Genomic DNA, 13,880 nt, shown 5'->3' with positions numbered 1-13,880 from the left:
TCGGTCATATTTTTTGGTATAGATATCTTAAAGCCAGAAAACTCAAAAAACCGCTGTGGTCTTGTTCAGGAAGCGTTCGCGGCTCTCCAGCGTTTTCCGCCGTGCTTCCTCAATTGCTTGCGCCTCGGTCGCGCTCAGCATGGCTTCAATGATACATTTGAAATGCGTCCGCATGGCCCTGCGGGCCTGTTCTGGATCATGCGCCCGAAGTGCCTGCGCAATATCTTGATGTTCCGTCAACCGCATATCGGGGTTGATGCCGCAGATCTGGTCATAAGCCTGCTTGATATCCGGCTTATCGGTTCGTATACGCCACAAACGCTCAACGGTTTCGATTATCGCATTATTTTTGGTTGCCCGGGCGATCGACAGATGAAACTGCCTGTCCGCATCGGCTTCCAAAGGCTCATTGGCATCGGTTTCCGCCGCCATCGTTGCGACAATATCATCAAGCGCATCAAGCTCATCATCAGAAATCGATACCGCCGCAAGGGCCGCTGCTTCAGACTCGATGGCAGACCGCGCCTCCGTCAGCTCAAACGCGGTGACAGCGGGCATTTCCTGCATGGACTCATTTGCCTGACGCAAAACATAAACGCCCGACCCAACACGGATATCAAGCAGGCCAACCGCTTCAAGAGCGATCTGGGCTTCACGCACGGTTACCCGGCTAACGCCCAGTTTCTCTGCCAGATCCCGCTCGCCAGGAAGCCTGCTCCCCGGAGGAAAGGCCCCTTCTTGCACCAATGTCTTAATCTGCTTTGCAACAGAATGATAAAGCCGTTTCTCAGCCATAAAAACTCACTGAATTAGCGCCACACAAAACAAACCAGACACATCTATATCAATTTCATATACCAATTTCCAGCCATCATTCAGCAATGGCCTTCACCCGCAAGGCATAAAGAGCACGGCCCCATAGGGCCGCGCCCTTTTACCTGGAAGAGCTTCAGAATTTCACCCGAACGCCTGCGAACAAACGTGGTCCATAGACATTCACTTCAGCAAGGTTTTCACGGGTCGGATTGAATTGTTTGCGGGGTTCGTTGTTGAGATTGAGCCCTTCGAACTTCAACTCGATATTATCCGTCAGATCATAAGTGACACGCACTTCAAACACGCCGGTATTACCGATGAAACGAAGATTTCCCGGCGTCGAAACGAATTGCTGGAAATATTCGCTGCGGTATTTGTAGATACCCTGAATATCAAGGCGCCCGATCTGGTAGTAAAGCTGCGCCGAAAGGACATGCTTGGAAAATCCGAAAATTTCCGCCGGCGGAATAATCCCCGCACGACGGCGCTCTTCGCCATCAACAAGGACAACACCTTCCCCGAATTGCCCATCTTCAAACTCGAAATTCGAGTCCGCATAATTATAGCTGATCTTGGCACCCAGACCACTCAGCGGACCAGGCAAATAGCTGAACCGATGCGCGGCGGTTATCTCCATTCCGACAATCTCGCTGGTGTTCCCCGTTGTTTCCGTGGTGGTCACAACCGTTTGCAGCGCCTGACCATCGATCAAAAACTCTTCAATCTGGCCAACCGTATCGAATCCGCCATCAAAGCGCTTGTAATAAGTCCCTATGGCTAAAATCGTGTCGTCATTGGGATACCATTCAATGGCCGCATCAAAATTCCACGACATCAAAGGATCGGTGAACGGATTGCCATTTGCCGTTGCCAGCGCAACTACATTTGAAATATCGGTTTCGCCTTCGGAATCATCCGTTATGCCGGAAAAGGACCGTCCAAATCCCAAAGAATCGGGATCGGGGCGTGATAAGGCCCGATATACGGCGCCGCGAACCAACAAGTCGTCCCGAAGATCAAACACCGCGTTCAAGCTCGGCAGGAATTTCGTGTAGGTACCACCGCCCACAACTTCGGTGACCGTGCTTGTATCCACATCAATATCGGCGATTTCACCCGGCTCGGCACCCGGAACGATAAAAAGCTCGCCCCGCAAGCCCGTGGATTCAACTTTGGTACGCACGATGCGCAAGCCAAAATTCCCACGCACCGGCAAATCGCCCAATTCACCCGCATAATTGGCCTGCATATAACCTGCAATGGTATTTTCCGTCACATCCACATTCGCAATATCCTGTGCCGGATCCGGAATTTGAGGCGCACTCCCAAGGAACTGTTCAGCAAGGCAAAGCGGATCGAATGCGGCAAACCCATTTCCCGTCCCTTCGGCGATCACATTGCCATCATCATCGAAATTTGTGATCAAAGGCTGCCCGCCGGAAACCGATGTAAGAAACCCGCTTTCCGGGAAACTGCCAAAGCGACATGCCTGACTAACGGCAGCGATCGCACTATCATCGAAGGTGAATTCATCCCGGATCTGCGGGACGGAATTAAATTCCAGCTTGGAATAGCGCATACCGCCTTCGATATTATTGATCAGGCCCCAACCGGTTTCATAATCGAAATCTCCGCGAATGGCCTTGATTTCATTATTCCGAAATTGATTGAGATCGACACGTGTGCGCGCCGCATCGGCGAAAAGATCATGGTCCGTTACATCGAAATTTCGCACGAAGAAATTATGAATATCCGATCCATTTTGCCCGATCAGCGTGGCTGTTTCCACACGGCCATTGTCTGCGGCACCGGGAACGGGATTGCCGAAAATATCCACAGGTTCCGATTGAAGGCGCGTCTGGATAATGTTTTCGCGCCGCTCCGTTCTTGAATAAGAGGCATCAAGAGAAACAATCAGACGATCGGTGAGCATATAAGAAAGCCCCAGCCCGCCGCCGACATATTCCTCAAGCCGTTCTTGATAGGTGCTATTAGTTTCAATACGCTGATTGTTCGTAAAGGTTTGCAGCGATCCAAATTCCCCTACAGTCAAGGGAACATCGAACTTTCCGTCACGGACAAAGCCGGGCTCATCAATCCGGCGATTTTCTGCGAATACAAGATCATTGCGGACCTCGGTAAACACGCGATCCGAATATTGAATATCAAAATTGATATCCCAACGGTCTGTCGGCCGCCATTGGAAAGCCCCGAAGACAGAATCACGATCATCATCGGTAATATTCTGGCGGAATGAACGAGAACTTGCAGCCATAACGAAGGGCGCATTTTCATCAGGAACAACGCCATTTTCATCCGCGACAAGATCAAGATTACCGCCGCCGGAATCGCAATTATTGTTATCGCGGAACACGCCGTCGCCGTCGCGCGACGGGTCGTTGCGACAATCACGGAACGTACTTGTCGACCGCGCTTCCTGTTCTGGATTGGTGGTCACATTGCGCTGCGCCCCAATGGAAAGCCCGAATTTACCAAGAGAGCCAAGGTCGAACTGATCCACATAGCTGAGAGTGCCGCGATAGCCGAAATCTCTCTCTCGCGGGCTGATATTATTATTATCCGGGTTGTAATTGGCTTTGATTTCGCCCTGGATACGGCGCTTGCCATATTCCAGTGGTTTCAGGGTTTCCAACGCAATCTGCCCCGAAACGCCGCCTTCAATAAGGTTTGCTTGCTGGGTTTTGTAAATCGCGAGCTTATTGAAAAGCTCTGACGGGAACTGACTGAAATTCACAGAACGGTCGCCCGATCCGTTGGTTGCTTCGCGGCCATTGATCACCGTTGACCCAAGAAACGGACCAAGCCCGCGAATGGATATTTCCGTTGCACCGCCCTGTTCACGATGAGACGAAGCGCCGGTCAGGGTTTCAAGGGCTTCACCGATCGAAAGCGCCGGCAAATCACCAATATCATCAGCCGAAAGCGCATCGACGATCGCCGCGGAATCGCGTTTCACCTCGATAGAATTCCGGATAGTGCTTCGCGTGCCTGTCACCTCGATGGTTTCTATCGAAGACTCTTCCTGCGCATGCGCCATGGGCGCCACTAAAGCCACCAATGCAGTGGAAAGCAGAAGCGCCTGACCTATTCCGACTTTCTCTCCGACGTTCCAGCGACGTGGCAATGTTATTGTCTGCCTCACGGCACTCCTCCCCTATATGGTCAATTTTTTACCCTCCCAAAATTGACCAATACACCACAATCTGTCAACGCTATATTTAGGCCACTGATTTAATTCTGGTCTAGTGAATTGGTATATAATCATATTTTACATTCATTTTTGTTTAAATAATGACATCCACGAATACCCCACCGCCAGATACGCATCCGGTCAAAAGACGAGCAGCAACAAAAAAGGCCGCCGCTGATCGAACCCAGAAAACCCTTTTATTTTTCAGGTATTTGCCCGTTGTAATATTTTTTCCAATTTTCGGGAACGCAATAACCCATTGCCGCATCTAATAACCGACACTTTCCATACCAAAAGCAGGAATAGCTATGCTTATATATGCCCTAATCGCTTTTGCCATCGCTGCCATTGGCGGCATTGTCCTCGCGTCATATGTCTTGCGCGGTAAATTTGCCCCTTGGGCATTATCGTTGTTACACGCGGCATTGGGCGCAGCCGGCCTCATTCTTCTGATCGCCCTGATGGTCCAGGGGTCGACCGCCCAAGCCGTATTGATCGGCTTTGCGCTTTTGTTGATCGCAGCGCTTGGAGGGTTTTTTCTGGCATCGTTTCATTTGCGCAAACATCTCCCGCCGAAAGCCATTGTGATCATACATGCCGGGGTTGCTGTGGCCGGATTTCTGGTCATCTTATCCCAGGCCATTTGATAAGATGCGTCATCCTTTACATCCCGTACTCGTGCATTTTCCGGTCACTTGCTGGTCGCTTGCGGTTTTCGCCGACTTTGCCAGCATTTGGCTGGAGGAGGCTGCGTGGCGATGGTCGGGTGGATTGCTCACTATAGGCTGCACGATGGCTCTGCCAGCTATGTTGGCTGGCATGATAGAGCTTTCGCGCGTGCCCGAAGGCGTGGCCATGCGCCACGCTTGGGCGCATATGGGCGCGATGCTTTGTGCCTTTACATTCTTCTCCCTTCGCTTGCTGCTGCGGCTTGATCAGTTGCAACCGCTCGGCCCAAACACTCTGTCGCTTGTGCTCGACACAGGCGGCTTTTTATCCCTTGTGATTGGCGGCTGGCTGGGCGGCAAACTGGTCTATGGCTATGGCGTTGGGCAAGATCAAAGATAACCGCCCTCGCTGCTCAACAACTGCGATAAACAGCAGTTGGTCCAATCAAATAACATCCGGCGCACACCGTCGACGACTGAGGACCAATCATGTTCAACACGAAACTCGTTCAGGAATTACATAACGAAGAGCGCCTTTCAGGCAGAACGGTATCTGAGCGCATCCGGCATCGGTTGACCAGAATTGGGCAACCCTTTCTTGCCAATGACAATATCTCGAAATTCATCAAAGACGGCGAACTGGACGAGCTTTGTTCAGAGGTTGAAGACCGGATGAATGAGGTGCTGCAAGCCCTCGTGATCGACACTCAAAACGATCATAACACAGCCGATACCGCGCGGCGTGTCGCCAAGATGTTCATCAATGAAGTGTTTGCCGGCCGCTATAAAGATGCTCCCGCGATCACAACATTTCCGAACATATCGCAACTGAACGAACTGATGATCGTCGGGCCGATCAAGGTGCGCAGTGCCTGCTCGCACCATCTATGTCCCATCATGGGGAGGGTCTGGATCGGTGTTTTACCGAATGCGAATTCCGATCTGATCGGACTTTCAAAATATGCCCGCCTTTGTGACTGGATCATGAGCCGCCCACAAATTCAGGAAGAAGCCGTCGTCATGCTTGCCGACGAGCTTGAACATCGCATCAAACCCGATGGACTGGCGGTTGTGATGGAAGCCGATCATTTCTGCATGCATTGGCGCGGCATCAAGGATGAGCAATCGGTCATGACAAATTCGGTGATGCGCGGGGCTTTTCTTGAAAATGAGGCCCTGCGGCGTGAATTTCTTGGCCTGCGAAAACAATAACAGCGCTTGGACCGTACATCGGAAAATATGTGAGACTACATAGTCTCTTGTTTCGATCTTTGCACGAGAGATGCATATGAAACTTTCAACTCATCAAGCGATAGCGCGGCATGTGGAAACCGCTTCGGAAACGGACTTGATTGCATATGCCATTAAAGGGGACGGGGCCGCGTTTGAGACAATCATGCGGCGCCACAATCAGCTTTTGTTCCGCACGGCCCGCAGCATTGTGTGCGAGGATAGCGAAGCCGAAGATGTGGTTCAGGAATCCTATCTCCGCGCGTGGCGCGCTCTCGGTAAATTCCGCGCACAAAGCAAACTTTCCACATGGTTGGTCCGCATTACCACCAATGAAGCGCTAGGGCGATTGCGAAGAAAACGCGCGCAAGTCATTCCATTAGACGCCGCCATGATGTCATCCGCGCCAGAAGCCCTTGCCGCATTGACCGATGGCCCTCAACGCGCCCCTGAACAATCAGCACAACGGTCGCAAATGAGAAAACTTATAGAACAGCGCATCGATCAACTTCCCGAAGCATTCCGCACGGTCTTCGTGTTGCGCGCGATCGAGGAAATGAGCGTCGAAGACGTGGCACAAGCAATGGATATTCCAGAGGCCACCGTCCGCACCCGCTTCTTCAGGGCCCGCAGCCTGCTGCGCGAAAGCCTGGCACAGGACATGGACATCACCATCGGGGAAGTCTTTAGCTTTGATGGAGCACGGTGCGACCGCATTGTGGCGTCTGTCATAGAGCGCGGCAAAGCAGAAGGGCTTATGGCCGGAAACTAATCAAGCCGCCGCAGGGCATCGGCGACAATGCCTTGAAGGAGTGCCGTGTCCGGACGGCTGCGCACCAGCACCACAAGTCCGAGCAGGCTGGCCAAAAGGCCCCGTGCGGTTCCTTCTGCATCCACATGGCCGGCAATCTCGTCGCGCTTTTGCCCCTTTATGATCATGCGGGTGAAAAAGTCTTCCGTCTGCTTTTGCGCATGGGCGACAATCCGGGCAATTTCGGGATCATGGGCCGACAATTCCAGCGCCGTATTGGTAAGAAGGCAGCCGCGATTGCTACCATCTTCTGCAACGTCCTCCATAAAAGTCCGGAACAGCGCCCCTATGGCTTCGCGCGGCCTGTTGCGTGCTGCCAAACCGGCCAGCAATTCACGGCGCATCTTATGGTCATACATCTGCAGCGCCGCCAAAAAGAACGCGCGTTTGCCGCCATAGGTGGCATAAAGGCTGCCCCGATTGACCCCGGTGCAGTCCACCAAATTCTGCATTGATGTGGCCTCATAACCATGCGCCCAGAAAGCCTGCATGGCTTTCTCCAGAACCTCTGCTTCATCGAAGTTCTTGATCCACGGCATGATTTTCTCCTTCAGCCAGACGGACGCACATGTCCGAAACGGTCATGCACGCCCCATGCAGGATTGGCCGCAGCCTCAGTACTTGGCGGCGGCCTCCAGCGCCGAAAGCGGCTCCACTCCCCGGCCATGGCCACCCACAAGCCGGCTGACCGCCAGGCCCTGAAAGCGGATGGCATTGAGCAATTCCGATGATAAAAGCGGGTTCTGCGCGCTGCGCCCCGGCGAGTAGATATCGCTCACGAACATCAGCCCTTCTTCTGGTAAAAAGACGGCCAGCATGTCATTGGCATGCGAATTGGGCACCAGATGCAAGGAGACCTTGCGGCTGAAATCGGGCAGCGTCAAGGGCGCGGACACGGACAGGATCTCGGCCTCGATGCCAAGGGTTCGGCGCACGACCGCGTCAAAAAAGCCATGGTCGCGCCTCGGCACGACAAGCCGGGCGCCCGCCGCGACATAAGGCTGCAAGCCGCCGATATGGTCATTGTGATGATGGGTCAGCACCAGATCGCGCACGGGTTTGTCCGGCCAGCGCTCGGCCAGCGCGGCCAGCACCGCATGGGAACGCCGGTCATAGAGCGGCGCATCAACAACGACCAAACTGTCCGAGCCAACAATGACCAGATTATGATGGCTGCTGCCGGTTACCTGAAACACGCCCTTGCCGACTTCGAGAAACTCGACCGGCTGCGACTGATCGGCATCCGCCGGAGCGGCCATGGCGGCGCGGCGCAAGAACCAGTGCGCCATGCCCCATCCCCAGTTCAGGAGAGAGGCATCCGGCTGCCCTGTCGCCGCACCATCGGGCAGGTTGAATTCATCGCTTGTGCGGGTCTTGTGATAAAGAACCGTCTCGCGAATTTCCTGCCGCACCAAGGCGCCATCCACCCGCTTCGTCACCCGAAAGGGCGTCATGATCCCGTCCAGTTCGCGCCAGTCGCCATAGGTCGCGGTCACCTCCACCGGCCCGAAAACCGGGTCTTGCTCCGTGACCGAAAGCCGGATGGGCAGCATCTCGCCTTGATCGAGCCGCAGCCGCCATTCTGTGGGCCTGTCGGGCAGGCTGAGCGTGATGTCACCCGTGCTCGATTCCGGCGACGACGCGCCTTCCACGGGCCTTGCATGGGCCAACAGGAATTGCGGATTGAAAAGCCAGAATTCCTTGAGGTCCGCCCCAATGCGCGCGGGGGCAAGCTGCTTTTGTGCGCTGGGGCGAAAGCCATCGCGGCCTGTCAAGATGCCGGCCGAGCCATCGAAGACCTCCTGATAGGTCCAGCTTCCCTTGAAGGGAAAGATGGTTTCCAACACGGTTTCGCGGCGGAAGCGGTTGGAGCCGGGCTCCCACACAATGCGCAGCTTGTCATCGGATGTATGGATGGGCGTTTCCATCACCACATTTTCCATGGGCTCGTAATTAAAGCCGGTCAGCCGCGCCTCGACCCACGCAATCGCCTCTATGGCCGCGCGGCCACCCACGCTATCGAGCGCCTTTTGGTAAGTGTCCTGATCCCCGGCCATGGCCGATGCGCCCATACACACCAATGCCCCGAACAGCGTCCCTGCCATGCGCAAGGGGAAAGACCATAATTTGGACATCTTGAACATATGCGCGAAAGCATTATTGCCGGTTCGGGCCATGGGGATCATCTCCTTGGTTGAAGCCCCATGTGCCTCGCATGTCCAGAACGATCGTTCAAGACAATTTCATCGCCTGCCCTGCCCGATGACTTTATCTGGCAGAGGCCAGCGCGGCGCGAAAGCGGAACAGCGCAAAGACAAAGAAGGCCAGCCCGATCCCCGCCGTGGCCAGAAGCTGCGGCCAGACGATCTCCAGCCCCGCCCCGCGATAAAGCACGGCCTGCGCGAACTTGATATAATGGGTCGAAGGCAGAAGCTGCACGATGTCCTGAAGGGCCTGGGGCATGCTTTCCAGCGGTGTGATACCGCCAGACAGCAGGTTCATCACCACAAAGACAGGGATCGATAGCAGCCCGAATTGCGGCATGCTTGTGGCCAGCGTCGCCAGGGTGATCCCCATGGCGGTGACGGCAAAAAGATAGATGGCCGATCCGAAGGCAAAGAGCCACATCGAGCCATGAATGGGAATGTCCAGCACCCCTTGCACCACGATCTGCAGAGACAGCACCGCCGACAGCACGATCACCAGACCATTGGCCCAGACCTTGGCCAGCATGATCTCGCCCGATGTCACCGGCATCACCAGCAGATGCTCCAAGGTGCCGTGTTCGCGCTCGCGGATCACGGCCGCGCCAGCCAAAATGATCGCCAGGATCGTCAGATTGTTGATGATCTGCATCATCGCCAGAAACCAGCTTGAATCCAGATTGGGATTGTATTTGGACCTGATCTGTACATCCACGGGCAAGGCCACCTCGCCGCTGGACCGGCCCAGGAATTTCGTCACTTCGGCCTGCACGATGCTGCTGATATAGACCGTCCCGTTGCCCGCGGTGGTCATGGCGGTGGCATCCACGGAAATCTGGATCTGCGGCTGCCGCCCCGCCAGCACATCGGCCTCGAAATCGGGCGGAATGTCGAGCACGAAAGTGTAGCGGCCCGCGTCCATTCCGGGATCGACCTCGGACAGTTCGATCATGTCCGGCTTCTTGAAATAGGGCGGCAGGAAAGCCCCGCTGATGCGTGACGACAGGCTGGAGCGGTCTTCGTCCACAATGGCGATGGAGGCATTGTTGAGCTCGGTCTGCACCCCATGGGCCACGGAGTAGATGGCAATGGTGAAGGTGAAGAAGATCAGCCCCATCAGCACCGGATCGCGCAGCAGGCTGTAGATCTCCTTGATGCCCAGCTTGTAGATATTGAGGATTTTGCGCATGGGTCAGCGCTCCTGCTTGCGCAAAAGGAAGCTGGCGGCCAGCCAGTAAAGAACGCAAAAGCCCGCCAGAAACAGATGGTTGGTGTAAAGCGCCTCGAAGCTCAATCCCTTGTTGAACACGCCCGCGCTGATCTGCTGGAAATAAAGCGCCGGGAATCCCTCCCCCAGAAGTGCCGCATCGCGCTTCAGCGTCGAAACGGGATAGAGCATCCCGGAGAAATTGACCGTCGGGATCATGACGATGATGGCCGTGGCGAAAATCGCCGCGATCTGGGAGCGCACGAAGGTCGAGATCACCAGACCAAAGGCCGTGGCCGCCGTGGTCAGAAGAAGCGCCCCCAGCACCAGCGCCGGCAGGCTGCCCGGCAGGCCGATGCCGAAAACCGTCAGCATCAGCACCACCAGAATGGCGAAGCTGAGCATGGCCACGCCGATATAGGGCAATTGCTTGCCCAGCAGAAATTCGATCTTGCGCGCCGGCGCGGCATAAAGATTGAGGATCGAACCCATTTCCTTTTCGCGCACCACCCCCAGGGCGGTCAGCATGGCCGGGATCATGATGAGCAGCATCATCAACACCCCCGGCGGAATGGCGTATTTCGAGCGAAAGGCCTGATTGTAACGAAAGCGCGGCTCCACCGTGGCCTGGGACAGAACCGGCAATTCGCCCTGCTCGCGCATGCCCAGATCGCTCAGATAAGACAAGATCACGCCCTGCACATAGCGCCGCCCCGTTTCCGCCCGAATGGTGTTCGATCCATCGAGCCAGGCGCCGATCTGCGGGTTGCGCCCGGCCATCAGGTCGCGCCCATAGTCGGGCGGAATGACCAGGGCCAGCGAAATCTCGCCCGCCTTCATGCGCCGGTCCAGATCAGAAAAGGTCTCCAGCTTGGGCCGTTCCTCGAAATAGCGCGAACTGGCCATGGCATTGAGCAACATCCGGCTTTCGCGCGACTGATCCTGATCCAGCGCCGCATAGGAGAGATTTTCCACATCGAAGCTGATCCCGAAGCCGATCGCCAGCATCAAAACCACCGGCCCCAGAAGGGCGAAGGCCAAACGGATGGGATCGCGCAGGATCTCGGTGGCCTCGCGCCGGGCAAAGGCCCAGATACGCGCCGGGGAAAACCCTCCCAGCCGTACCGACGTCGCCTCTTTGGCGGCGGGAATGTCCGGCGCATCATGGGGCGCGCCCTCCCCGGCTCCAGCCTCTTCGAGATAGGCAATGAAGGCATCTTCCAGCGTGGCCGCCCCGCGCGCTTCGCACAGATCATCAGGCCGCCCCTGCGCCAGAACGCGCCCGGCATGCATCAAGGAGATGCGGTCGCAGCGTTCGGCCTCATTCATGAAATGGGTGGAGATGAAGATCGTCACCCCGTCCTTGCGGGACAATTCGATCAACAGCGCCCAGAAGGCATCCCGCGCAATGGGATCAACCCCGGAGGTGGGCTCGTCGAGGATCAGGATATCCGGCTCGTGCAAGACGGCCACGGCCAGTTGCAGGCGCTGACGCACGCCCAAAGGCAGGCTTTCAGGCGTGGCTTCGGCCACAGCGCCAAGGTCGAAACGCTGGATCAATTCCGCGATCCGCGCAGCCCGGCGCGATCGGGGCAGATGAAACAAATCCGCATGAAGGGCCAGATTCTGCTGCACGGACAATTCGGAATAAAGCGAGAAAGATTGCGACATATAGCCCACGCGCCGCCGCGCAGCCATATTCCCCGCCCCTGCCGGCTTGCCGAACAGCCGCGCCTCGCCCTCGCTGGCCGACAACAGCCCCGTGAGCATCTTCATGGTGGTGGTCTTGCCGCAGCCATTGGAGCCGATGAAGCCGAAGATTTCCCCCGGCTCGATCCGAAAGCTCACATGATCCACCGCCGTGAAGTCCCCAAAGCGCATGGTGAGCCCTTCGGCCTCGATAGCCAAAGGCCCCTCCTGCGGCTGGCGTGGCGGCAGATGGACAGCCTGATGACCCTGCCGGTCCTCCTCGGGCAAAAGGGCGATGAAGGCGCTTTCCAGATCCGCCGCCCCGGCCTGATCCTTCAGCTCTTGCGCCGTGCCTTTGGCCAGGATGCGCCCGGCATTCATGGCGATCAACTGGTCGAAGCGTTCGGCCTCCGACATATAGGCCGTGGCAATCAGGACGCTCATCTGGGGTCGCCGCTCGCGGATGCGGTCGATCAACTGCCAGAATTGCCGACGCGACAAGGGGTCCACGCCTGTGGTCGGCTCGTCGAGGATCAAGAGGTCCGGGTCGTGGATCAAGGCGCAGCACAAGGACAGCTTCTGCTTCATGCCCCCCGACAGTTTGGCCGCAGGCCGGTCCGCAAAGGGATGAAGCCCCGTGCTCTTGAGAAGATCCTCGATGCGCGCAGCGCGCTCCCTGGCCGACTGGCCATATAGACGGCCAAAGAAGTCGATATTCTCCCAAACCGACAAAGTGGGATAAAGATTGCGGCCAAGCCCTTGTGGCATATAGGCAATCCGCGAACAGACGGCGTCGCGGTGGCTGGCATCGCCCATGGAGCCGTCCAGCGTTTCCACCGCGCCTTCTTGCAAGCGGCGCACACCGGCGATCAGCCCCAGAAAGGTGGACTTGCCCACGGCATCGGGGCCGATCACCCCCACCATGCAGCCTGCGGGGATGTCCACCGACACATCATCCAGCGCCCGCGTCTGGCCATAGCGATGGGTGACATGGCGCAGGGAAGAAACTGGCTGAGCAGGCGTTATCATCAGGGGAGCTTCACGGCGAGAGCTTCAGGCCATTCGGCCTCGGGGTCCACACGCACCACGGCCACCCCCGGCACGCCGGTTTTCACCACATCCTGATAGTTTTCAAGGATCTCCGGCGCGATCTGAAGCTTGACGCGGAAGGTCAGCTTTTCACGCTCGCTGGCGGTTTCCACATATTTGGGAGTGAACTGCGCTTCCGAAGCGACGAAATCCACATGGGCCGGGATCACATATTGGGGCGCGGCATCCAGAATGATGCGCGCCTCGGCCCCATAGCGCAGGCGGCCCGCCTCATCGGTGGGCAGATAGACATCCATATAGACATCCATTAGATCCAGAAGCGAAATGACCTTCCCGCCCGCAGCCAGAATTTCGCCGGGCTGGGCCAGACGATATTGCACCCGCCCGCTTCGGGGCGCGATCAGGGTATAATCGGCCAGATTGGCCTTCAGCGCCGCCACATGGGCCTGGGCGGCCTCGATGGCGGCCTGGGTGGCGGCGATCTGCGCCCGCGCGGTATTGAGTGCCGCCTTGGCGGTAATATGTTGGGAACGGCGCTGATCCACCCTTTCCGCCGTGCCATGGCCGGATTCCGCTAAAGTTTCGGCGCGCTTCAATTCGGCCTCGGCATAGTCCAGCTCGCCCTCACGCTGAGCTACCAGCGCCACGGCCTGCTCATATTCCTGCTCGGCCTGACGTGTCGCGGCCTCGGCGGCGCGGATCTGGGCTTCCAGTTCCGTGGAATCCACCCGGGCGATCACGTCACCGGCCGTCACCATATCGCCCTCATCCACCAGAATTTCGGCAATGCGTCCGCCGAATTTGAGGGAAATGTCGATACGTTCCGCCTCGATCCGCCCATTGGCGCGGGAAAAGCCCTCGGGCAGATCGGACTGACGCGCTTGCCATAAGCTATAGGCGCCGCCGCCCAGCAAGGCCGCCAGAAGAAGAAAAATCCAGACGCTGCGAATGCTTTTCATGAGCTGCTCCTGATCGCGGACCCCGACGCCTTGAA

Annotated in this window: 11 protein-coding genes; 4 read left to right on the top strand and 7 right to left on the bottom strand. The window is 56.8% G+C overall.

The window, feature by feature from the left end; all coding sequences use genetic code 11:
• Positions 1-42 precede the first annotated feature (42 nt).
• Both IEX96_RS13210 and IEX96_RS13205 read right to left on the bottom strand, forming a co-directional pair.
• Positions 43-795, bottom strand: coding sequence for a FadR/GntR family transcriptional regulator (locus tag IEX96_RS13210; RefSeq protein ID WP_150006164.1), 753 nt, complete (start codon positions 793-795; stop codon positions 43-45).
• A 154-nt stretch (positions 796-949) separates the two neighbouring features.
• Positions 950-3,979, bottom strand: coding sequence for a TonB-dependent receptor (locus tag IEX96_RS13205; RefSeq protein ID WP_188874093.1), 3,030 nt, complete (start codon positions 3,977-3,979; stop codon positions 950-952).
• 356 nt (positions 3,980-4,335) lie between these two features.
• On the opposite strand from IEX96_RS13205, the gene IEX96_RS13200 reads away from it, so the two are divergent.
• From IEX96_RS13200 to IEX96_RS13185, 4 genes are all read left to right on the top strand, one after another.
• Positions 4,336-4,674 carry a hypothetical protein gene (locus tag IEX96_RS13200; RefSeq protein WP_150006167.1) on the top strand — a complete coding sequence of 113 codons (339 nt, stop codon included), beginning with the start codon at positions 4,336-4,338 and terminating at the stop codon, positions 4,672-4,674.
• Entirely contained in the window at positions 4,622-5,095 is a 474-nt protein-coding gene (locus IEX96_RS13195) for a DUF2231 domain-containing protein (protein WP_150006168.1), read from the top strand. Before IEX96_RS13200 ends, IEX96_RS13195 begins: the two co-directional genes overlap by 53 nt.
• Before the next feature lie 89 nt (positions 5,096-5,184).
• Positions 5,185-5,907, top strand: a complete 723-nt coding sequence (gene folE, locus IEX96_RS13190; RefSeq protein ID WP_188874089.1) for a GTP cyclohydrolase I — start codon at positions 5,185-5,187, stop codon at positions 5,905-5,907.
• Positions 5,908-5,983: 76 nt separating this feature from the next.
• Complete coding sequence (locus tag IEX96_RS13185) at positions 5,984-6,697, top strand: RNA polymerase sigma factor (protein WP_188874087.1); 714 nt, start codon at positions 5,984-5,986, stop codon at positions 6,695-6,697.
• Here the strand turns inward: IEX96_RS13185 and IEX96_RS13180 are convergent.
• The 5 genes from IEX96_RS13180 to IEX96_RS13160 all read right to left on the bottom strand — a co-directional run bounded on the left by IEX96_RS13180 (position 6,694) and on the right by IEX96_RS13160 (position 13,845).
• Positions 6,694-7,275, bottom strand: coding sequence for a TetR/AcrR family transcriptional regulator (locus tag IEX96_RS13180; protein ID WP_150006171.1), 582 nt, complete (start codon positions 7,273-7,275; stop codon positions 6,694-6,696). The two genes, IEX96_RS13185 and IEX96_RS13180, sit on opposite strands and share 4 nt — an antisense overlap.
• Before the next feature lie 75 nt (positions 7,276-7,350).
• Positions 7,351-8,913: an MBL fold metallo-hydrolase gene (locus tag IEX96_RS13175; protein ID WP_188874085.1), complete on the bottom strand. Its 1,563-nt coding sequence runs from the start codon at positions 8,911-8,913 to the stop codon at positions 7,351-7,353.
• A gap of 91 nt (positions 8,914-9,004) precedes the next feature.
• Entirely contained in the window at positions 9,005-10,129 is a 1,125-nt protein-coding gene (locus IEX96_RS13170; RefSeq protein ID WP_150006173.1) for an ABC transporter permease, read from the bottom strand.
• 3 nt (positions 10,130-10,132) lie between these two features.
• Entirely contained in the window at positions 10,133-12,865 is a 2,733-nt protein-coding gene (gene rbbA, locus IEX96_RS13165) for a ribosome-associated ATPase/putative transporter RbbA (RefSeq protein ID WP_188874083.1), read from the bottom strand.
• Positions 12,865-13,845 (bottom strand): HlyD family secretion protein, encoded by a 981-nt coding sequence (locus IEX96_RS13160; RefSeq protein WP_188874081.1) that lies wholly within the window; start codon positions 13,843-13,845, stop codon positions 12,865-12,867. The genes rbbA and IEX96_RS13160 overlap by 1 nt, the downstream gene beginning before the upstream one ends.
• Positions 13,846-13,880 lie beyond the last annotated feature (35 nt).

This window comes from Iodidimonas muriae, assembly GCF_014647255.1.
Taxonomy (GTDB): Bacteria; Pseudomonadota; Alphaproteobacteria; order Sphingomonadales; family Rhodothalassiaceae; genus Iodidimonas; species Iodidimonas muriae.
This window is presented reverse-complemented; position numbering and strand designations above follow the sequence as displayed.